The sequence below is a fragment of the Kitasatospora sp. MAA4 genome, from assembly GCF_029893355.1.
Taxonomy (GTDB): domain Bacteria; phylum Actinomycetota; class Actinomycetes; order Streptomycetales; family Streptomycetaceae; genus Kitasatospora.
Map to the genome: position 1 here is coordinate 1 of NZ_JARZAI010000046.1, position 20,226 is coordinate 20,226.

17 protein-coding genes are annotated in these 20,226 nt (G+C 73.7%); 13 read left to right on the forward strand and 4 right to left on the reverse strand.

Annotation, left to right across the window (positions count from 1 at the left end):
- Window positions 1-223: 223 nt before the first annotated feature.
- Entirely contained in the window at window positions 224-640 is a 417-nt protein-coding gene (locus P3T37_RS35465; protein ID WP_280728086.1) for a hypothetical protein, read from the forward strand.
- A 52-nt stretch (window positions 641-692) separates the two neighbouring features.
- On the opposite strand, the gene P3T37_RS35470 is transcribed toward P3T37_RS35465, so the two are convergent.
- From P3T37_RS35470 to P3T37_RS35480, 3 genes are all read right to left on the reverse strand, one after another.
- Complete coding sequence (locus P3T37_RS35470) at window positions 693-2,657, reverse strand: S9 family peptidase (protein ID WP_280728087.1); 1,965 nt, start codon at window positions 2,655-2,657, stop codon at window positions 693-695.
- 112 nt (window positions 2,658-2,769) lie between these two features.
- Window positions 2,770-3,567, reverse strand: coding sequence for a beta-glucanase (locus P3T37_RS35475; RefSeq protein WP_280728088.1), 798 nt, complete (start codon window positions 3,565-3,567; stop codon window positions 2,770-2,772).
- 141 nt (window positions 3,568-3,708) lie between these two features.
- Window positions 3,709-5,085 carry a hydrolytic protein gene (locus P3T37_RS35480; RefSeq protein ID WP_280728089.1) on the reverse strand — a complete coding sequence of 459 codons (1,377 nt, stop codon included), beginning with the start codon at window positions 5,083-5,085 and terminating at the stop codon, window positions 3,709-3,711.
- Window positions 5,086-5,276: 191 nt separating this feature from the next.
- Between P3T37_RS35480 and P3T37_RS35485 the strand changes: the two genes are divergently transcribed.
- The 8 genes from P3T37_RS35485 to P3T37_RS35520 all read left to right on the forward strand — a co-directional run bounded on the left by P3T37_RS35485 (window position 5,277) and on the right by P3T37_RS35520 (window position 14,729).
- Window positions 5,277-5,903, forward strand: a complete 627-nt coding sequence (locus P3T37_RS35485) for a response regulator transcription factor (protein ID WP_280728090.1) — start codon at window positions 5,277-5,279, stop codon at window positions 5,901-5,903.
- 179 nt (window positions 5,904-6,082) lie between these two features.
- A complete protein-coding gene (locus P3T37_RS35490) occupies window positions 6,083-9,154 on the forward strand; it encodes a hypothetical protein (RefSeq protein ID WP_280728091.1) in 3,072 nt (1,023 codons plus the stop codon).
- A gap of 6 nt (window positions 9,155-9,160) precedes the next feature.
- Window positions 9,161-9,799, forward strand: a complete 639-nt coding sequence (locus P3T37_RS35495) for a DUF4255 domain-containing protein (protein ID WP_280728092.1) — start codon at window positions 9,161-9,163, stop codon at window positions 9,797-9,799.
- On the forward strand, window positions 9,796-11,880 hold the full coding sequence (locus P3T37_RS35500) for an ATP-binding protein (protein ID WP_280728093.1): 2,085 nt from the start codon (window positions 9,796-9,798) through the stop codon (window positions 11,878-11,880). The genes P3T37_RS35495 and P3T37_RS35500 overlap by 4 nt, the downstream gene beginning before the upstream one ends.
- A 192-nt stretch (window positions 11,881-12,072) precedes the next feature.
- The gene (locus P3T37_RS35505) at window positions 12,073-13,635 is read left to right on the forward strand and encodes a phage tail sheath subtilisin-like domain-containing protein (RefSeq protein ID WP_280728094.1); all 1,563 of its coding nucleotides are present in this window, start codon (window positions 12,073-12,075) and stop codon (window positions 13,633-13,635) included.
- 43 nt (window positions 13,636-13,678) lie between these two features.
- The gene (locus tag P3T37_RS35510) at window positions 13,679-14,125 is read left to right on the forward strand and encodes a phage tail protein (protein WP_280728095.1); all 447 of its coding nucleotides are present in this window, start codon (window positions 13,679-13,681) and stop codon (window positions 14,123-14,125) included.
- A 35-nt stretch (window positions 14,126-14,160) separates the two neighbouring features.
- Window positions 14,161-14,577: a hypothetical protein gene (locus tag P3T37_RS35515; RefSeq protein WP_280728127.1), complete on the forward strand. Its 417-nt coding sequence runs from the start codon at window positions 14,161-14,163 to the stop codon at window positions 14,575-14,577.
- Window positions 14,574-14,729, forward strand: a complete 156-nt coding sequence (locus P3T37_RS35520) for a DUF6760 family protein (protein WP_280728096.1) — start codon at window positions 14,574-14,576, stop codon at window positions 14,727-14,729. Before P3T37_RS35515 ends, P3T37_RS35520 begins: the two co-directional genes overlap by 4 nt.
- Window positions 14,730-15,301: 572 nt before the next feature.
- Here P3T37_RS35520 and P3T37_RS35525 read toward each other — a convergent pair.
- Window positions 15,302-15,793, reverse strand: a complete 492-nt coding sequence (locus P3T37_RS35525) for a hypothetical protein (RefSeq protein ID WP_280728097.1) — start codon at window positions 15,791-15,793, stop codon at window positions 15,302-15,304.
- 1,015 nt (window positions 15,794-16,808) lie between these two features.
- On the opposite strand from P3T37_RS35525, the gene P3T37_RS35530 reads away from it, so the two are divergent.
- The 4 genes from P3T37_RS35530 to P3T37_RS35545 all read left to right on the forward strand — a co-directional run bounded on the left by P3T37_RS35530 (window position 16,809) and on the right by P3T37_RS35545 (window position 20,221).
- The gene (locus P3T37_RS35530; protein WP_280728098.1) at window positions 16,809-17,213 is read left to right on the forward strand and encodes a hypothetical protein; all 405 of its coding nucleotides are present in this window, start codon (window positions 16,809-16,811) and stop codon (window positions 17,211-17,213) included.
- A gap of 63 nt (window positions 17,214-17,276) precedes the next feature.
- Window positions 17,277-17,702 (forward strand): phage tail protein, encoded by a 426-nt coding sequence (locus tag P3T37_RS35535; protein WP_280728099.1) that lies wholly within the window; start codon window positions 17,277-17,279, stop codon window positions 17,700-17,702.
- A gap of 36 nt (window positions 17,703-17,738) precedes the next feature.
- On the forward strand, window positions 17,739-18,437 hold the full coding sequence (locus P3T37_RS35540; RefSeq protein WP_280728100.1) for a LysM peptidoglycan-binding domain-containing protein: 699 nt from the start codon (window positions 17,739-17,741) through the stop codon (window positions 18,435-18,437).
- Between the two features lie 5 nt (window positions 18,438-18,442).
- Entirely contained in the window at window positions 18,443-20,221 is a 1,779-nt protein-coding gene (locus P3T37_RS35545) for a VgrG-related protein (RefSeq protein WP_280728101.1), read from the forward strand.
- Window positions 20,222-20,226 lie beyond the last annotated feature (5 nt).

Here is a 20,226-nt window from a genome sequence, read left to right on the forward strand (position 1 = left end):
CCTCCTACGAGCCCTTCACCCGCCCGCTCGACCTGCTGGGCATCGCCTGACCGGCACACGCACAAGATCACGGGACTTTGCAACGGCCCTGGGCCCGGATCTTGTCCTTGCGCCGCGGCGCTGCTCTCTCTGTGACGCTGAGTCACCCGGCGTGTTCGTTGACAGGCCGTTCGGCGCCGGTCACCGTAAGGGGATGTCCGGCACGGTCAGGAAGGACCGATGAATGAGTCTCAGAGCTGCCACCGTCGTGGCGGGCGTCGCGGCGGCCGTCGCGGCCGTCGTCCCGACGCCCGGCTATGCGGGCGCCCCGGCGGTGAGTGTCAGCGCCGGTGTGAAGCCCGCCGTCAGCGGCCAGGTGCTCACCCACGCGCAGGCGCTGGCGCAGGGCTACGCGTGCGGTCTGAACGTCTCCCAGCCCGGCGGTCCCTACACCGAGGCGTGGATCACCTGGAACAACTGCTGGCCCGACGTGCACACCCTCGGGCAGAGCCCGGTCTTCTCGACCAGGGCCGGGAACACGTACACCTACACCGGTGCCTGCCTCTACATCGCCCCGGGGAACTCGGCGACCTGGGACTTCAAGCCCGCGGACTTCCCGCCGGAGCCGGCCACCGTGACCGGCGTGACCTACTGCAACTGAACTTGCCTTCGCCACTCGTTGATCACGACTCGATGCCCACCCTGGTGCGGGCCTACAGCCAGCGCTCGAACCAGGCGCGGATACGCCGGAGGGCGTCGAGTTGATGGGCGCGCTCGTGAAGCCCGTGGCCCTCTCGGGGGTAGACGACGAACTCGTGCTCGACGCCGAAGTGGCGCAGTGCGCGATGGAAGTGGACCGCCTGGCCGAGTGGGACGTTGGTGTCCTCCTCGCCGTGCAGGATCAGGACCGGGGTGCGGATCCGGGACACGTGGGAGATCGGGCTGTTCCGGTCGTGGACGTGCGGTCCCGGCCCGTTCCAGCCGGTGCTGCCGCCGAGCGCCGCGTCCATGATTCCCCAGTCGCCGGTCCCGGCCTGCATACCCCAGTCGCTGATGCCGGCGCCCATCACGGCGGCCTTGAACCGCTCGCTCCGGCCGATGGCCCAGGCCGCCATGAAACCGCCGTGGCTCCAGCCGGAGATGCCCAGGCGTTCGGGATCGGCGACTCCCTCGGCGACCAGCAGGTCGATCCCGGCGAGGATGTCGGTCCACTCGTCTCCGCCCACCGCGCCCGCCACCACGGCGGCGAATTCATGGCCGTGGCCCGACCCGCCCCGGGGATTGGGCAGGAAGACCGCGTATCCGGCGGTCGCCAGCCACTGGCCGCAGTCGACCGCACTGAGCGTGAACTCGTCGGCATGGCGGAAGTAGGGGCCGCCGTGGACCATGGTGACGAGCGGGAACGGACCCTCGTCCCGAGTCCGGCCGGCGGGCAGGATCAGCAGGCCGTCCAGCTGGAGTCCGTCGGGCGCCTGGTAGCTGAGCCGTTCCTGGACACCCCAGCGGATCCCGCGCAGTTCGGGACCGGTGTCGCTGAGCCGGAGCAGTGGCCCGCCCGCCGGTCCCGCGTGGACGTTCCTGGGCTCGCGCGCGGTGCTCGTCAGCACGGCGAGGGTCTCTCCGGAGTGACTCGCAGTGAGCCCGGCGAGTGTGCCGGGTGCGCAGGACAGTCGGTGGAACCGTAGCGACTGCGGATCGAGCCGGTACAGCGCGGTATCCAGCCCGTCGGCGAACAGCGCCAGCGGCGGCCCGTCGGCGACCTGCACCAGCTCGGTGGGGCAGGCGGACATGCCGACCGTGAGATTGCGCTGTTCGACGGTCGGGCCGGTCGCCGGCGGGACCGTGTCGATCACGGCGAGCGCGCCTACCAAGTGCCCAGGGGTCACCGCCAGGTGGGCCAGATGCCAGGCACCGTCGTGATTCCACCAGAGCGGGGACCGGGCCTCGAACCCGACCGGGCCCAGGTCCTGGACGGCTGCCGTCTCCAGGGCGACCAGATGCAGTCCTGCCGTCGTGACGCCGGGGTCGAGCTCGGGGGTGGCCCAGCTCAGCACGGCCAGCGGGCCGCCGTCCGGACGCTGGGTCACCTCCACGACATGGCGGTCCCCGAGACCGTCCACGGTGCGGACCACGCCGGTCGCCAGGTCGAGCAGGCGCAGCCGGGTGACCGGGAGGTGCCGGCCCCAGACCTTCGCGTCGTCGCCCTCGGCCTCCCGGCGTTCGTCCTCCGCGGTGGGCTCGTCCCCGGCGAGCAGCGCGACGGTGCGGCCGTCGGCGAGCGGGTAGTGGTCGCAGATGCCCCCGCGCCACCTGGTCAGGGGCTCTGTCCTGGCGACGTTCTTGCTGCCGTCCAGAAGGATCCGCTGGAGTTGAGCGGTGCCCCGCTCCTCGCGGTCGGAGGTGAAGAACAGAGCAGCCGAGTCCGGCGCCCACCTCGGGGCGGCGTCGCTGGCCGTGCCGTCGGTCAGCCTGTGCGGGGCTGTGCTGCCATCGGCGGCGGCGACCCAGACAGAGCTGTGCGGACGTCCGGGCCTTCCGCTGTTCGCGACCACGCCGTAGGCGACCAGGCGACCGTCGGGCGAGATGGCCGGCGCCACGGGGGCGGCCAGGTCCACCACCAGTTCCGCGGTGAGCAGGTCGGTCGATTCGGGAATCGATCGCGGTTCAGGGCGCGGCATCCGGACTGCCTTTCACTCGCCGGTACGACAGGCGGACATCTTGTCGCACGGACGAGCCTGTGTCAGTCGGGTTTCGGAGAATCGGGCCGCACACGGCCCTGCCCGACTGCCGTCACTGGTCGGGGAGGTCCGGCGGAGCCGGGTGCTGTATGAGGAGCTGGTCGCAGGCGAGGGTGACCGGCGTGGTGGTGGTCGGGGCGGGGTGGTTGGCGCCGTTGTCTATCGACAGGTTCAGGATCGGGTACGCGGCGAAGTCGCTGCCGACACCGACGTGATCGGCGTAGGCGGCCGTGAGGTGGTCGGCGTCCGAGCCTATGTACCAGGTGATGTTGTCCGCCCCGAAGCGCGCTCCCACGTAGAGCCACGCGCCGGCCGCGACGTCGGGACCGGTGTAGGTGGAGTCCCCGTGGCGTACGTGGTTGACGAATTCCAGGGTGTTGGGGTGGTCGCTGTGCCATTCGAAGATGTCGGCCTCGTTCTGCCCGTCCCGCCAGGTCCACAGTGCGGGCCAGGCACCGGAGTCGGCGGCAGGCAGCCGGACATGGGCGAGCAGCAGGTCCCCGGTGCGGACCTGGACGCCGCTGCCGCCGGAGTCGCAGGAGTCTCCGGTGGTGAGCAGCCCGGTGTTCCACCTGCCGTCGGGGCGGGCGGTGGCGGTGATGGTCAGGTAGCCCTGCTTGCTGCTCGCCGCGGTGGGGACGAGGTGGTCGAGCTTCCCGTTGCCGGGATTGTCCAAGCAGTGCGCGAAGGCGGTGCTCTGCCAGCCCCAGGCGCCCTGCGGGCCCAGGTCGAGGTGCTGGAACGTCTCGTTCAGAACCACGTCCGCCGCGCCGGGGGTGTTGGGGGCGGGCCGGGCGTCGCCGCGACGCGCGAGGGCGTGACCGGCTTCGGCGGGCAGGGCCGAGGGCACAACACTCAGCGTAGCGGCGATGAGCACGTGAGTCATAACCAGTGTCATGCCCCCATGGTCGGCCAAACCATGGGCGCATGCCCGCCGAAGCGGCCCGACCGGCACGGACTCCCAGCGTCACCTCGACAAGGGTCCGTCGCTCTAGTGTGCGGAGCTCGAGGGGGTCGGGGAGGGTGCGGGGACGGAACTGCCGCTGACGAAGAGGGACTCGGCGCAGCTGGTCGGGGCGGGCTCGTCGGGTGGGGTGCCGGGCTTGCGGCAGGTGACGGACAGGACGATCTTGCTCTTCGGCGGGGCCTGGAGCGGGGTGACGAAGTGGCCGGGGGAGTCGCGGAAGCTCTCCAGGGCCAGCGAGGTGACCTGCTTGCCGTTGATCGTGACCGTCAGGGTGCCCTCGTCGCCCTGGGGTGCGTCGGCGACGAAGTCGGTGATCAGCAGCAGGCTGTCGTCGGGGACCTGGTAGGTGGCGCTGTTCTGCTTGCCCGGGCTGACGCTGGTGTCCAGGTGGGTGGAGAACTGCCCCTGCGCGGCTGGTCCCGGCGCGGTCGGCGCGCCGCCCGGGGCATCCGTGGCGCCGCCGCCCGCTGCGGGCGACGTCGGCGCGGCCGGGGAGGACCCGCCGCCGGGGTGGGTGCCGGGCTTGGGGGAGGACCCGCCGCCGCCGGACTGCGGCGCCGCGGCGGCCTGCGAGGCCTGCGAGGCTTGCGCCGCCTGGGAGTTGACGGCCGACGCCACCGCCGCCTTCACCTGGGTGTCCACCGACTGCCGGGCCGCGGACTGCACGCTGGGCCGCACCAGGGTGAACCACAGGGCGACCAGACCGAGGCCGGCGGCGGCCAGCACGAAGACCCAGCCGGGCAGCAGCGGTTGCTGCTCGTAGCCGCCGGTGAGGACGGTGGGCCCAGCGTCGCCGGCCGCGTCCGTTGTCACCAGGACCTGGAACGGGTGGGACTTGGCCTTCCCGCGCCACAGCCGCTTGCGCGAGCGGACGGTCAGGGCGAGGTAGCCGCTCTCGCCGGGCGCCAGCGTCATGGCCGCGGGTTTGAACGCCAGGCGCAGCCGGTCGGCCGGGTCGGTGGCGGTGGGCCGCACCGAGGCGGGCAGGTTGCCGCGGTTCGCCAGCTGGACCTGGGAGCGCGCCCGCAGCCGTCCGGCCGTCGTGCGGGGCAGCAGCTGGCCGTCGAGACCGTGCCAGGGCAGGACGGTGACCGTGCCCTCCGGCACCGCCGCGCCCTCGGGGCGTTCGGATGGCAGTACCCGTACGGCGTAGGGCAGTTCGCCGACGGCCGGCAGGTGCGAGCGCGGCGGGCGGAAGGTCAGGACCGCGGTCTCGGCGCTGCCGGGGTAGAGCGACAGGGTCGCCGGTTCCAGCACGGCCCAGTCCGCGGTCGGCCCGACGACCTCGAGCCGGTACGCCTCGACGATGTCGCCGTCGTTGCGGACGTGCACGGTGACCTGCTGCTCGCCGCCCGGATCGACGGTGACGGCAGGCGGGTCCAAGTGGGAGGTGGCAGTCATGTGCGCCGAACTTAGGCACGATCGGCGCGCCGTGCACCGGCGGAAAGGGAACACCTTCGGGCAGCCCTGTCACCTGTTAGGGCGATGTTAGGTGCATGGCAAGACGCATTCGCACAATGAGTGCTCCCAATCGCGCCATCGCGCCGCTGCACCGGCGCGCCCTTGCGATCGCCTTCGTCCTGAGGAGCGTTGTGGAACGCGTTTCTGTCACTGTTCACACCGAGGACCCGATCACCCTGTCCGGGGTCGTCAGCCAGTTACGGATGTGCCCGGAGATCCGGGTGCTGGACGCCGCGGACCCGGAGCAGGCGGCCGTCCTGCTCGTGCTGGCCGACAGCGTGGACCCCGAGGCGGTGACGCTGCTGCGCAAGCTGCACCGGCACACCGCGGCGGCCAGGATCGTGCTGGTGGTGTCGCGGATCGAGGACACCGGTCTGGCCGCGGCCGTCGAGTGCGGGGTGGTCGGGCTGCTGCGCCGCAGCGAGGCGACGCCGCTGCGGCTCACCCAGGTGGTGACCTCGGCCGCGCGCGGTGAGGGCACCATGCCGGCCGACCTGCTGGGCCGCCTGCTCGACCAGGTGGGCCGCTTGCAGCGCCAGGTCCTCGATCCGCGCGGGATCTCCTTCGCGGGGCTGGGGGCCCGGGAGATCGAGATCCTCAAACTGGTGGCGGAGGGGCGCGACACCCGGGAGATCGCCGAGCAACTGGCCTACTCCGAACGCACGGTGAAGAGCGTCCTGCACGACGTCACCAGCCGGCTGCAACTGCGCAACCGCTCGCACGCGGTGGCCTACGCGCTGCGCGAGGGGCTCATCTGACGCCGCCCATCTGACGCCGCCCCATCGGGCAGTCGGCCGACCCGGCTGCCCGAAAGGGCGGGGCCCGCGTCCCTTCGGTCGGCCCGTGCGGCCGTGGACCGTGCCGCCGCAGCCCCGACGATGGTGCCCGGCCCTGTCCGGACCGTCCGGAGACGGGGCCCACCCCAGGAGGCGCTCCGGTGCGTGGAGTTCATCGCAGGCCCAGCCGCCGGCTGTCCGTCGCGCTGCTGGCGCTGGTCCTGCTGGCCGCGGCGCTGGTCGCGCTGCGCGCCGTCGGCGGGACTGCCGCGGCCGGCACCGTGCTGGCGAAGGACGGCCGGATCGCCTACGGCGGCACGCTGCACCGCAGCATCGGCGTGGTGGATCCGGCGAACTCCGCCGCCGGCGTCCCGTACTTCCCCGGCGGGCCGCAGCACTACGACGACGAGGTGTCCGCGCGCGGGGACGCGCTCGTCTGGACGAGCCTGCGCGACTCGCCGTTCCCCGAGGTCTGGTACCGGCAGGGCGACGGCCCGCTGACCGAGGTCACCACCGCTTCGGCCACCGGCGTGCTGCACCCGGTCCTGTCGCCGGACGGGCGGCGGATCGCCTTCGCGGCCACCACCGGGCGGACGGACGACACCAGCAAGCACGACATCTGGGTGGTCGCCACCGACGGCACCGGCCTGCACCGGCTGACCGACGGGACGGGCGACAACACCTGGCCGACCTGGTCGCCGGACGGCACGGCGATCGCCTTCAGCGCGGACCGGGGCGCGAGCAACGGGGTCCGGCAGATCTACCGGATCCCCTCGGCCGGCGGTCCGGTCCAGCAGATCACCTTCGACCATGTCAACGAGTACAGCCCGACCCTGGTGTTCGGCAACACCGAGCCGAGCTGGGACCCGGTCGTGTCCCACGACCGGCTGCTCTACACCTCGAACCTTCCCGTGTACGAGAACGGGCAGCCGCTGTCGGTGCGCCAGGAGATCAGCGTGCGCACGCTGGCGACCGGTGTCGTGCTGGCGCTCCCGCAAGCCATGTCGGGTTCCCACAGCGGCAGTTGGTCCCCGGACGGATGCACGGTGGCCTTCGTGGCCCCCTCGGCGGGCCAGCAGATTGACCAGATCTGGACCGTCACCCTGCCCACGTCGAGCGCGGCGGCCGCCTCGGTGCTGCGGCTCTCGGAGGACCGCCAGGACGGCGACCCCACCTGGTACACCCCCGCGCAGGGCGCCCCCGAGCTGCTGGTCACCCGGGACACCGCCGCCACGGCCGCGACGGTCGACCTCTGCGACATCACCTCCGGCGGCTACGACCCGCGCGACCTGCTGGTGCCCGTCCGCGACCTGAACCTCGACCAGGGGATCGGCGACGAGAGCCAGCAGTACGCGCCGGACGGCCTGCGGATCGCCTTCACCAAGGTGGTCCCGGCCGCCGACGCCCGGCCCCGCCAGGTCTGGGTGGCCGACGCCGACGGCACGCACGCCAGGCCGCTGGAGACCGGCGACCTGCGGAACGGCGAGAGCGACACCGATCCGGCCTGGTCGCCGGACGGCACCCGCATCGCGCTGACCCGCTCGGCCGCCGCCGGCCACCCCGAGAGCCAGATCGTGGTGGTGGACTCGGTCACCGGGCGCCAGCTCCTCGCCGTCCCGCAGCCCGACCTCCAGGCCGACTCCAGGCCGGCCTTCTCGCCCGACGGGCACACGCTCGTCTTCACCCGCGCCGACCAGCGCACCGACATCCGCCGACGGCACATCTGGTCCGCCGACGCGGACGACGGCAGCGCCCAGCGCGACCTCAGCGCCGTGGACGACCCGGACGGCGTGCGCGCCCGGGACGACGGTGCGGCCTTCTCGCCGGACGGGCGCAGCCTGGTCTTCCAGACCGGCGGTCCGGTCGGCCTGATGGACGCGGACGGTCAGCACGCCCGCACCGTCCCGGACCCGCTCAACCGCTGCAACGCCGCGCAGGGAGAGTTCAGCTCGGCGGCCTGCCTGAATCCCACCTGGTCCCCGGACGGCCTGTGGCTGCTCGCCGACACGCAGTCCCTGGACTCCTCGGGGAACTACGACGCGGCCACCACCCGGCTCGCGGTGGTGCGCAGTTACGGCACGACCGGCTGGGGGAGCGAGCTGACCGGCCCGCAGAGCGCCTTCCAGGGCAACCAGGGCCAGCAGGCGAAGCCCAGCTGGCAGCCGACCGCGAACCTCGCCACCGCGCTGGTGACGGCCCCGCACCCGACCGTGGCGGGCGGCCGGACCAGCCTGCTGCTGGACGTGACCAACCAGGGGCGGGTCACCGACCCCGGCGTCCGCCTCACCCTCGCCGTGCCGACCGGCCTGCGGCTGACCGCCCTCACCCCGACCTCCGGCAGCTGCCTGCCCGCCCAGTTCCAGTGCGAGCTCGGCTCGTTGGCGCTGAACCAGCTGGTCCAGGTCAGGGTCGACCTGGCGGCCACCGCGTCCGGGAGCCCGACGGTCACCTGGACCACGACCGGCCTGGTCCTGGACCCCGACCCGACCGACAACCACGCGAGCGCGCAGGTCGAGGTCGGCGACCCGCCCAGCCCCTCGCCCACCCCCACCCCGCCGCCCCCGCCGCTGCCCGACCCGGCCGTGCGGATCGCCCTCGCCCCGGCCCCGGCCTACGTCGGCGGCGCGGTCACCGTCACCTACACCGTGACCAACCTCGGCGGCCGGCCGGCGACCGGGATCCAACTGCTGCCCGTGCTGGCGCCCGACACCCCGGTGGCCGCCCCCGGGTGGCCGGCGGGCTGCGGCGCGGCCACCGGCTGCCCGATCGGGGACCTGGCGCCCGGCGGGTCCGCCGTGGTCCAGCTGGTGGTCACCCCGACGGCGGCCGGCAACCCCGACCTGGCCGCGACCCTCACCACCACCGGCCCGGACGCCGTGCCGGGCAACGACCGGGCCGACCAGGCCCTCCAGGTGCGCCAACCCGCCGTCGCAGCAAGCCCGTTGGTGGGCACGTCGGGCTCCGTCACCCTGGTGCGCGGCCACGACTTCCCGCCCGGCGTCCCGGTGACGCTGACCTGGCAGCCGGGGATCACCGCCACCGCCGCGCCCGTCGTCCCGGGTCCGGACGGCAGCTTCACCGCGCAGCTGCTGGTGCTGTCCGGCGATGCGCCCGGCATGCGGAGCGTGGTTGCCGGCGGCGCCGGGTTCGGGCCGGTGCGGGGGAGCTTCCTGGTGGTGCCGGAGCCCTCGGGACCGCCGCTGTTCTTCACCGATCCCGTGCCGGGCGGGTGAGGGCGGATGATCCACGAGATCGACGAGGCGCTGCACGGGCTGCTCACCGAAGAGGTGCTCGGCGCGGGCGAGATCGAGGTCGTCTTCGACGCGCCGACCCGCGAGTGGGCGGCCCGGCGCAACGCGCCGACCATCAACCTGTTCCTGTACGACATCCGGGAGTCGCTGGTGCACCGTCAGCAGGGCCGACTGCCCGAGCGCGCGGCGGACGGCACACTGCTCGCCGTCCACGAGCCGGCGCGCTGGTTCGACCTGTCGTACCTGGTGACCGCGTGGACCAAGCGCCCGCAGGACGAGCACCGGCTGCTGTCGGTGCTGCTCGCCGGACTGCTGGGCCGCGGCGCGCTGCCCGCCGAGCGGCTCACCGGCTCGCTGGCCGCGGGCGGCCGGTCCGTCCCGTACACGGTCGCGCTGCCGCCCGGTGAGGGGCGGGCGCTGGCCGACGTCTGGTCCTCGCTCGGCGGCGAACTCAAGCCCTCGCTCGACCTGGTGGTCACCGCGCCGCTGGCCGCCGCCCGGCGGCCGGTCGGGCCGCCGGTCACCGACGCGCTGGTGCTGCGCACGCTGGACCGCACCGAGGACGCCGTACCGGCGGTCGGGATCCGTCGGGCCCGCCGAGCGCCGCAGGGGCCGGTGCCCCGGTGACGGCCACCCGCACGGCGGCCGCCGCACCGGTCCGCGGCGCGCGGTCCCACCTGCTGGAGCGGCTGCGGCTGGTCGAGGAGCGGGTCCGGCGCGCCGTCGACGCGCGCCGTGCCGCCGACCCCGGCCCGCCGGACGCCTTCCGCGGCCTCTACCTCGACGAGGAGACGGTCGACCGCCTGCTGTCCGCCGGCCCGCTGACGGACACCGCGCTCTGCGGGGACGCGCCGGTGGCCGTCGAGGCGGCGGCGGACCGGGCCGAGGCGGCCGGCGCCCGGCTGCCGCTGCGCGAGCTCGCCCGCGCCTTCGGGCTGGGCCACACCGAGCTCGACCTGCTGCTGATCGCCCTGCTGCCCGACACGGACAGCCGCTTCGAGCAGCTGTACGGCTACCTCAACGACGACGTCTCCCGCCGCCGGGCCGGCATCGGGCTGGCCCTGGAACTCCTCGGCGCGGGCCCGCTGGACACCGAGGCCAGGGCCGCGCTGGCTCCCGCCTCGCCGCTGGTCGCGGGCGGCCTGCTGCTCGTGGAGGATCCCGAACGGCCTTTCCTCACCCGCTCGTTGCGCGTCCCCGACCGGGTCACCGCGCACCTGCTGGGTGACGACACCCCCGAGCCCGTGCTGAGCCGGCTGCTCGCGCCCGCCGTCGCGCTGCCCTCGGTGCGGAGCGCCGAACTCGGTGGCGCGCTGCGGGCCGGCGTCCGGCTGGTCTACCTGCGTGAGCAGCCGGGCGGCTGCGCCGCCGCCACGGCCACCGCCGCGCTGGCCGCCGCCGGCCGCCCCGCGCTCTGCGTCGACCTGGCGGCGCTGGCCGCCGAACCGGACGCCCAGCAGGTGCTGACCGGCCTGGCCAGGGAGGCCCGGCTGCGCGGCGCCGGTGTGGTGGCCGGCCCGCTCGACGCCCTGGAGTCGGCCGGCCGCCCCGAACACACCCGGCTGCTGCGCCGGCTCGCGGCGCTGCCCGTCCCCGTGCTGCTGACCGGCGGCTGCGGCTGGGACCCGCTCTGGGCCGACGACAGTCCGCTGCTGCTGCGCTCGGAGCAGCTGACCTCGGCCGAGCGCGCGGCGCTCTGGCTGGGCGCGCTGGACGGCGCCGAGCTCGATCCGGGGGTGGCGGCGGGACAGCTGCTCGCCCCCTTCCTGCTGACGCCGGACCAGATCCGGCGCGCGGCACTGGCCGCGCGCGGTCAGGCCCTGCTCGACGGGGGCGGCCCGATCGGCGCCGCGCACCTGCGGGCCGGCGTCCGCGCGCAGAACGCGGCGGGCCTGGAGCGGCTCGCCCGCCGGGTGGAGCCCGCCGTCGGCTGGCCGGACCTCGTGCTGCCGGTGGCCACCACCGCCCAGCTCGGCGACCTGGCGCTGCGCGCCCGCCACCGCGACCAGGTGCTGGGCGAGTGGCGGATGCGGCCGGGCGGCGGGCGCGGCCGGGGCGTGATGGCGCTGTTCGCCGGGGACTCCGGCACCGGCAAGACGATGTCCGCCGAGGTGATCGCGGCCGACCTCGGCCTCGACCTCTACGTGGTCGACCTGTCCGCGGTGGTGGACAAGTACGTCGGCGAGACGGAGAAGAACCTGGAGCGGATCTTCACCGAGGCCGCCGGCGTCAACGGCGTGCTGCTCTTCGACGAGGCGGACGCCATCTTCGGCAAGCGCTCCGAGGTCAAGGACGCCCACGACCGCTACGCCAACATGGAGAGCGCCTACCTGCTCCAGCGGATGGAGTCCTTCGACGGCATCGCGATCCTCACCACCAACCTGCGCGCCAACCTGGACGAGGCCTTCACCCGGCGGCTCGACGTGATCGTCGACTTCCCCGTCCCGCAGGAGGCCGAGCGCCGCGCGCTGTGGGACCGCTGCCTGAGCACCGGCTTGCCCCGCGGCGAGGACCTCGACCTGGAGTTCTGCGCCCGCTTCGAGCTGGCCGGCGGATCGATCCGGGCCTGCGCGGTGACGGCCGCCTACCTGGCGGCGGAGGCCGGCCGCCCGCTCTGCACGGCGGACCTGGTCACGGCGGTACAGCGGGAGTACCGCAAGCTCGGACGGCTGGTGCTGGCCCACGAGTTCGGGCCCCACCTGGGCTGAGCCCGGGCCCCTGTACCGGACGGCCCCCGCCCTCTTCGGAGGTGCGGGGGCGCGCGTCTGCGCGCCCTGGCCGACCGCCTGCCCCTTCGCGCAGCCATTGCTGCCCCCGGTGCTGACCCATGGTCGTTTCCGCACCCCCGCCGCTGCGCGAGGCTGCTGCTCGAACCGGAGAACTCCTCAGGAGGGGCAAGAATGCCGTCGTACCTGTCACCAGGCGTGTATGTGGAAGAGTCCCCCGGCGGCCCCCGCCCCATCGAGGCGGTCGGGACCTCGGTGGCGGCCTTCGTCGGTTTCGCCGAGAAGGGCCCCCTGCACACGGCGAGCCTGGTGACCAACTGGAGCCAGTTCCTACAGACCTTCGGCGACTTCGTGGACGGGGCGTACCTGGCCCACGCGGTCTACGGCTACTTCGCCAACGGCGGCGGCATCGCCTACGTGGTGCGGGTCGGCGAACCGGGCGGCGCTTCGGTCGGCGCCTCGGTCGGCGCCTCCGGGGCCGTGCAGGAGATCGGTCCGGGCCGGTCGGCCGCGCTCGGGGCCTTCAAGGTGTCCGCGCGACCGGGTGTCGAGGGCGACATCACGGTCGAGGTGGCCGATCCGGCCGGCGAGAACCCCACCGAGGACCGCTTCACCCTGGTCGTCCAGCAGGGCGGCCGGCAGGTCGAGAGCTTCGACGTCTCGGCGAAGAAGGGCACCAAGAACTACGTGGTGACCCAGCTGAAGGAGCGCTCGGCGTTCGTCCTGGTCGAGGAGGCCGGCACCCCGGCCCGGCCGGCGAAGCAGAGCGTCGCCCTCGTCGCGGTTCCCACTCCTGGCGCAGGTGGCGGGCTGCCGTCCGCGGCGGCCATCTCCCCGCAGGAGTACATCGGGGACGTCGAGAACCGCTCCGGCCTCGGCGCGCTGGAGGCGATCGACGAGATCACCATGCTGGCCGTCCCCGACCTGATGTCCGCCTATCAGCGGGGTCTGATCGACGAGGAGGGCGTCAAGGCCGTCCAGTCGGCGATGATCACCCACTGCGAGCTGATGGGCGACCGGCTCGCCGTGATCGACCCGCTGCCGGGCATGACGCCGCGCCAGGTCAAGGAGTGGCGGATGGAGGGCGCCGGCTACGACTCCAAGTACGCCGCGCTGTACTACCCGTGGATCAAGGTCTTCGACCCGTCGCGCGGACAGAACCGCTTCGTGCCGCCCAGCGGCCACATGCTCGGCGTCTGGGCCAGGAACGACGCCGAGCGCGGCGTGCACAAGGCTCCGGCGAACGAGGTCGTGCGCGGCGCCGTCGAGCTGGAGACCAACGTCACCAAGGGCGAGCAGGACCTGCTCAACCCGAACGGCGTCAACTGCATCCGGGCCTTCCCCGGCCGCGGCATCCGGATCTGGGGCGCCCGCACCCTCTCGTCCGACCCGGCCTGGAAGTACATCAACGTCCGGCGGCTCTTCAACTACCTGGAGGAGTCCGTCCTGCTGGGCACCCAGTGGGTGGTCTTCGAGCCCAACGACCCGTACCTGTGGAGCACCATCCGCCGCAACATCTCGGCCTTCCTGACCGAGGAGTGGCGCAAGGGCGCACTGTTCGGCGCGACCGCGAGCGAGGCGTTCTACGTCAAGTGCGACGCCGAGACCAATCCGCCGCAGTCGATCGACTCCGGCCAGGTGGTCTGCGAGATCGGGATCTGCCCGGTGAAGCCCGCCGAGTTCGTGATCTTCCGGCTGGCGCAGTTCTCCGACAACACCAGCCTCGTCAACGAGTGACGAGTCCGTTCCCCCGTTCACCTCTGAAAGGCGGTAGCAGTCCATGCCCAGCGAGAGCGGTGACACGCTTGCCACCCATACGTTCAAGGTCCAGCTCGGCAGCATCCAGGTCGAGACGGTCCAGGAGGTCTCCGGCCTGACGATGGAGCTGGACACCATCGACGTCGTCCAGGTCAACGCCCAGGGCAAGCTGATCGTCCGCAAGCTGCCCGGCGCCCGCAAGGGCGGCGAGGTGACCATCACCCGCGGCATGGACAAGGCCAGCAGCTTCACCACCTGGATCAAGCAGACCTTCGAGAACGGCGACGTCGGCTCGGCCCGGCAGCAGCTGAGCATCATCTTCACCGACGCCAAGGGCGACCAGGACCGCACGATCAACCTGAAGAACGCCTGGGCCAGCAAGTGGGAGGGCCCCAGCCTGAAGGCGGGCGACGGCCAGCCGGCCACCGAGAAGGTCACCATCGTCTTCGAGGACATCGAGTTCAATTGATACGCCGCACAGGACACCCGGGACAGAGTGGCCCGCTGGGGGAACTCGCTGGCTCGTCAGCAGAGTTGGGGGCTCCCGAGCGGATCAGGACCGAGTTCGAGTTCGAGCTGCCGCGCGGCTACGTGGACGATTCGGGCACCGTGCACCGGCGCGGCGCGATGCGACTGGCCACCGCACGCGACGAGTTGACGCCGCTGATCGACCTGCGGGTCAAGGAGAACCCGGCCTACCTGTCAGTGGTGCTGCTGGGCCTGGTGGTCACCCGGCTCGGGACTCTCGGCAACGTCCACGCGGGCGTCGTCGAGCAACTCTTCGCCTCCGACCTGGCCTTCCTCCAGGACTTCTACCGGCGGATCAACGCGGAGGGCCACACCCGGGCCGCCGTCACCTGCCCTTCCTGCGACTCCCCGTTCGAGATCGACCTGGCGGGTGGGCGCCTGGGGGAATCGTGACGTACGCGACCGACCGGCTCTACGAGGAGATCGCGTACATCGCCTACCACTTCCACTGGCAGCAGGAGCCGATCCTCGACCTCACCCATGCGGAACGGACCCGCTGGGTACGCGAGATCGCCCGGATCAACACCCGCATCAACGAAGGCTGAGAGAGACGGATCATGGCAGTGCGGGACCGGCTGGCGCGGCTGCGCCCGCGACGACCGGCGGACGCCGAGCCGGCGTCGGCCGTAGGTGCTGGAAGCCGTCCCACGGACGGTGGTTGGCGCGCGGCGCCGGTGCTGCGGCGCGCGGTGGCGCAGCAGCAGCTGGTCTCGGACCCGCTCGGATTCCGGCAGGGGCTCGCCTCCCACCGGATGCCCGTCTTCGGGACGTCCCTGGGCCACCTCGTCACGCCCCTGGCGCCCTCGGGCCTGGTGCACGGACTCGTACGGCCGGTGGACGGACCGCCGGGACCTGCGCTGACCTACCTCCAGCGGCGGGCCGAGCCCCAGAGCCCCGAGGGCCCCGGACCCGACGGTGACGCTACGGTGCCGAGCCGGGCGCCCCGGTTGGCCGTGCCGCGTGCGGTTGCGCCGCCCCGGACGACAGGGCAGACCGGGGCACTGACGATCGCACGCTCCGCGGTTCCGCCCGCGCGGCGGGTGGCTGCGGTGGTGTCGGTGAGAGGGGACGGTGCTGGTGCCGCCGCTGTCGCGCAGCCGACCTCCGCTGCTCCTGATCACGTCGTGGCCTCGCCGCCTGCGGCTGTTGCCGTCGCGGTGCCGCCGCCCCCGGCCGCCGATCCACCGACCGCGCGTGCGGTCGTCCAGCGGGCACCGGCGGGGAAGGCCGGGCTGGGCGAGCCGTTGGCGTCCCTGCCCGCCGGCGCCCGGGTACCGGGCGCGGAGCGGGCTCCCGAGCGCGTTGGGCGAGCGGCGGAGCCCTTGCCCTCGCCGTCGTCGGGGCTGCCGCCTGTCGCGCTGAGCGCCGCTCGGGTGCCCGGGGCTGGGCCGGGCTCCGGGCCTGCCGACCGAGCGACCCCGGCCCCACCCCCGCCCTCGGCGGGCCCGCCCCCATCCGCCGCGCCGAACCCGCCGTCGGCAGTTGCCGGGCGGGTGCAGGCGGGGAGGACGACGCCACGGCTCGGGCTCGGCGCGCCCATCACGTCGTCGCCGGGCGCGGTGCCGTCGGTGGTGCAGCGGGCTGCCGTCCCGTCCGAGGCGCGGCGCATTGAGATGGCGGAGAGCCGGCCGTCACCGAAGGCCGCTCCCGTGGCGCAGCGAGCTGAGCTGCCCGCCGGTCCGGCCCCGCTCGGTGCAGCGCCGCTCGCAACTGCCGTGCCACTGCCGACCGTCCAGCCGCAGGTTCAACGTGCCCAGGACGTCGGTTCCGTGCAGCGCCGGCCCGAGGTCGGCGCGCCCCTGGCCACTCCGCCGGTGACCAGCGAATCGGGAACCATCGCTCCCGGGCAGACCGGGCCGACCAAACAGGCCGCTCCGGTGCGGTCCAGGTCCAGCTCTACGTTCGGCAGTACGCCACCAGCAACCGTCCCGGTACTCCCGGCCCTGGGTGGCCTCGGTGTGAGCGGCTCGGAGGCCGCCGCCACGGCGAGGCGCAGGGGTGTGGCCCCCGTGGTGCAGCGGAGCGAGGCAGTCGGCCGCCCTGCGGCGCCGACGCCGATACCCGCCCCCGCCCCCGTCGCCGCCCCCGCAACGTCAACCCCCGTGCTGCACCTGCTGGCTGAGCGTCCGCTGCGTCCCCGGCTGTCGAGCCGGGACACGCCACGTGCCGCTGTAGCCGCCACAGTCCCGGCCGCGGTCCCGCTGCGGTGGGTAGCGCCCACGGATGCGGTGGGGCAACCGGGCACTCCCGTTCAGCGGGCCGCCGACGATCCCGCGCCCGCGCCCGTGCCCGTGCCCGTGCCCGTGCCCGTGCCCGCGCCCGGGCGCCGGCCGGCAGCGCGGTCGTCCCGACGGCACAGCGTGGTGCAGCGGGTGCGCAACTCCGCTGCCGCTCTGGCGAGGAGGGCCCCTGCGGCTTCGCCGGAGCTGGTGCAGCGCGCGCCCGCCGCTGTCGCCGAACGTGCTGCGGGTGCCGAGCGGCGGAGGCAGGAAGGCACGGCTCCCGTACGGGTGGCCGAGCCGCCGAGCGCGCCGCGTCCTGCGGTCCTCCCGGCGACGGCCCCGCCTCGCGTCGGGGGCGCGGTCGCTCCAGTGCTGCCGGCGCTGCTGCGTCCGGGAGTTGTGGTGACCTCTCCCGCGTCGGTCCCCGCTCCCGTCCAGCGGCTCCGCGATCCCGCCCCCATCCCGCCGTCCGCCCCTCCCGCCGCCGTCGTCATCCAGCGTGCTCCGCCCCCACCCCCACCCCCACCCCCGCCCGCCGCCGCCCCGCCGACGCCACCGCCGCCGGCCGGCCGCCGCAGCGCGCCGGCTCGCGAGGCCGCCGGGCCCACCCCCAGCACCCTCACCCCCACTCCCGCCCCGGCGGAGCCGCCCGCGCGGGCGGACGTGGACGAGGCCCTGCGCGCGCTCGACCGGGGGCAACTGGACCAGTTGGCACGCCGACTGGTCGATCCGGTCGGCCGGCTGCTCCGCGCGGAGCTGCGACTCGGCCGGGAGCGGGCCGGACGGCTGCTGGACGGCGGTCGCTGAGGCGGCCGCGACTCACCTCCACCACACCCGACCACCGACCACGAGAGAGCGAGGACCGGTCCGATGACCAACGGCGACCCCGGCACCAGCGTGCACTTCAAGCTCCAGATCGACGGCATCGACCTGGGCCACTTCAGCACCTGCCAGGGGCTGAGCGCACACGTGGAGGTGGAGCAGCGGGTGGAGGGCGGCAACAACGGCTTCGTCTGGCAGCTGCCGACCCGCGTCGCCTTCCCCAACGTGACGCTCACCCGCCCGCTGACGGCGGACTCCACGAAGGTGACCAGGTTCCTCGCCGGGCTCTCGCAGCGGGTCACGCGCGGTACGGCGCAGATCTCGGCGCTGCGGCCGAGCCTGTCGGAGGTCATCGTCGAGTGGTCCCTGCGCGAGGTGATCGTGGTCGGCTGGACCGGCCCGTCCTTCGACCCCGCCCGTTCGGAGGTGGCGAGCGAGAGCATCGAACTCGCCCACCACGGCTTCCTCCTCTAGACAACCCCACCCCACCCACCGAGAGGACCCCGCCCGATGCCCACGCCAGCGCGCGCCACCCTGACGGCGTACGAGCCGCCCAAGCGGCCCGGCCAGCCGCCCGGCGGCGCGCTGGGCTCGGTCGCGTTCCAGTTCAACCCGAACACGCTCGCGCTGAGCAAGGGCGCCCGCTGGGTGACGCACCAGGCCCGCAGCGCGGAGCAGGTGGGGCTGCCGGAGTTCACCGGGTCGCTGCCGCGCCGGCTCGTCGTGGAACTGTTCCTGGACGCCACCGCGACCCACGACACCGCCGTCCAGAAGGGCGTGGAGACGCTGCTGAGTTGGTGTGCTCCGACGGCCCGGAGCATTGCGGCCAAGGCGCCCTCCGCGCCGCGCGTGAAGTTCGGGTGGGGGTCGTTCAGCAGCGTCTCCTTCTTCGGCTACCTGGAGGACGTCAGCGCGACGTACTCGCTCTTCGACGCCAACGGGACGCCGCTGCGGGCGACTTGCTCGGTCCGGCTGACCGAGGCGGGGGACCCGGTGCCGCGCCAGAACCCGACCTCGGGGGCGCTCAGCGCCCGCCGGGTGCACCGGCTGGTGGCCGGCGACTCGCTGGAGCAGCTGGCGTACCGGGAGTACGGCGACCCGACGGCCTGGCGGGTGATCGCCGAGGCGAACGGGATCGACGACCCGCTGCGGCTGCGCCCGGGGACCGAGGTCCTGGTGCCCGCGGCCGACCAGGCGGGGGTGCGGTAGCCCCTATGACCTCCGGAGCGAGCACCACCGTCTTCATCGTCGAGGCCCCGGGCGCCCTGCCGCCGCCCTGGGACGGGATGCCGGTCGACATCTGCGTCGACGAGAGCACCAGCCTGTCCGCGGTCGCCCAACTGCGCTACCTGGACCCGGATCGCGCTCTGCTGGCCGCCACCGGGATCAGCATCGGCACGCCGCTCACCATCCGGGTCAAGCGGGCCGACGAGGCTGCGCCGCTGCCGCTGTTCACGGGTGAAGTGGTGGCGCTGGAGGCCGAGTTCGACGGTGCGGGGAGCTTCACCACAGTCCGCGCGCTCGACCTCTCGCACCGGCTGCGGCGCGGTCGCCGGATCACCGGGTTCGTCGGTCGCAAGGCGTCCGACATCGCCGCCGCGGTGGCGGCCGGGGCCGGGATCCCGGTGGGGCACATCGACGAGACCGCGACGACGTACCCCTTGCGTACCCAACCGAACGTCTCCGACTGGGAGTTCCTGGCCTCGCTGGCCGAGGAGAACGACCGTGAGGTGGTGGTCGAGAACGGCAGGTTCCACTTCCGCTCCCCGGTCCCGGCCTCCTCGGCCCCGGAGGGGTCGACCTCGGCGGCGCAGAGTCCGTACGTGGTCGAGATGGGCGAGAACGTGCTGGCGATCCGCTCCTCGGTGACCTCGGTGAACCAGGTCGGCACGGTGAGGGTTCGCGGCTGGGACGTCCAGCAGAAGAAGGCCCTGCTCTCCGAGGTGTCGGTGCAGGCCGGGGCCGGACCGCTGGTGGGGTTGGACCCGGCGAAGGCCGTCCGGCCCTTCCCCGCAGCGGAGTTGCTCGTCGCGGACGTGCCGTACCGGACGGACGCCGAGGTCCAGGCGGTCTCGGCCGCGCTGGCGGCGGAGTTGGCGGCGGCGGTGGCGGAGCTGGAGATCACCGTCCTCGGCAATCCGCGCCTGCGGGTGGGGACGCCGATCGCGCTGACCGGCGCGGGCCGGCCCTTCGACGGCAAGTACACGGTCACCGCGGCCCGGCACAGCGACGAGCTGGGCATCGGCTACCACACCTGGGTCACCGTCAGCGGGCGCCAGGACCGTACCGCGTACGGCCTGGCGACCGGCGCGGCCGCCCCGGCCCGCTCGCCGCGGGTGCCGGGCGTGGCCGTCGGGGTGGTGACCGATATCCAGGCGCCGACCGAACTGGCCGGCCAGGGCTGGGTACGGCTCACCTTCCCGTGGCTGTCGGAGGCGACCGGCGGCGATCCGGCGTACGTCAGCGACTGGGTGCGCACCGTCCAACTGGGCGGCGCGGGTGGGGGCGGCGTGTTCAGCCCGGAGGTGCACGACGAGGTTCTGGTGGCCTTCGAGCAGGGGCTGTTGGACCGTCCGTACGTGATCGGCGGCCTCTACAACGGGGTCGACCAGCCGACCGAGGACGAGCTGGCGCTGGTGGACGACGGGACCGGCAAGGTCAACCGGCGCTCCTTCGCCTCCCGCAGCGGCCACCGGATCGAGCTGCTGGATGCGGCGGCCGGCCCGGCCGGCATCCGGCTGCGCACGCACGAGGACCGGCTCAGCGTGCACCTCGACCAGCAGAACACCGTCATCACCGTGCACAGCGACGGCAAGGTGACGGTCTCCGCGAGCGAGGAGGTCACCGTGACCGGCCAGGGGATCACCCTGGACGCCGGATCCGGCGCACTGACGCTCACCGGCGAGTCCGTCTCGGTCTCCGGAAAGACCGGCCTGAGCCTGGACGGCGGAGCGCAGTGCAGCATCAAGGGCGAGATCGTGAAGCTCAATTGACGATC

What these genes read in the sequence shown, in the direction of transcription:
- P3T37_RS35525 (WP_280728097.1), bottom strand. Translation starts at nt 15,793, where the DNA reads ATGCGCCGCGCCTCGGACGGGACGGCAGCCCGCTGCACCACCGACGGC.
- P3T37_RS35545 (WP_280728101.1), top strand. Translation starts at nt 18,443, where the DNA reads ATGACCTCCGGAGCGAGCACCACCGTCTTCATCGTCGAGGCCCCGGGC.
- P3T37_RS35495 (WP_280728092.1), top strand. Translation starts at nt 9,161, where the DNA reads ATGATCCACGAGATCGACGAGGCGCTGCACGGGCTGCTCACCGAAGAG.
- P3T37_RS35535 (WP_280728099.1), top strand. Translation starts at nt 17,277, where the DNA reads ATGACCAACGGCGACCCCGGCACCAGCGTGCACTTCAAGCTCCAGATC.
- P3T37_RS35505 (WP_280728094.1), top strand. Translation starts at nt 12,073, where the DNA reads ATGCCGTCGTACCTGTCACCAGGCGTGTATGTGGAAGAGTCCCCCGGC.
- P3T37_RS35470 (WP_280728087.1), bottom strand. Translation starts at nt 2,657, where the DNA reads ATGCCGCGCCCTGAACCGCGATCGATTCCCGAATCGACCGACCTGCTC.
- P3T37_RS35465 (WP_280728086.1), top strand. Translation starts at nt 224, where the DNA reads ATGAGTCTCAGAGCTGCCACCGTCGTGGCGGGCGTCGCGGCGGCCGTC.
- P3T37_RS35540 (WP_280728100.1), top strand. Translation starts at nt 17,739, where the DNA reads ATGCCCACGCCAGCGCGCGCCACCCTGACGGCGTACGAGCCGCCCAAG.
- P3T37_RS35510 (WP_280728095.1), top strand. Translation starts at nt 13,679, where the DNA reads ATGCCCAGCGAGAGCGGTGACACGCTTGCCACCCATACGTTCAAGGTC.
- P3T37_RS35480 (WP_280728089.1), bottom strand. Translation starts at nt 5,085, where the DNA reads ATGACTGCCACCTCCCACTTGGACCCGCCTGCCGTCACCGTCGATCCG.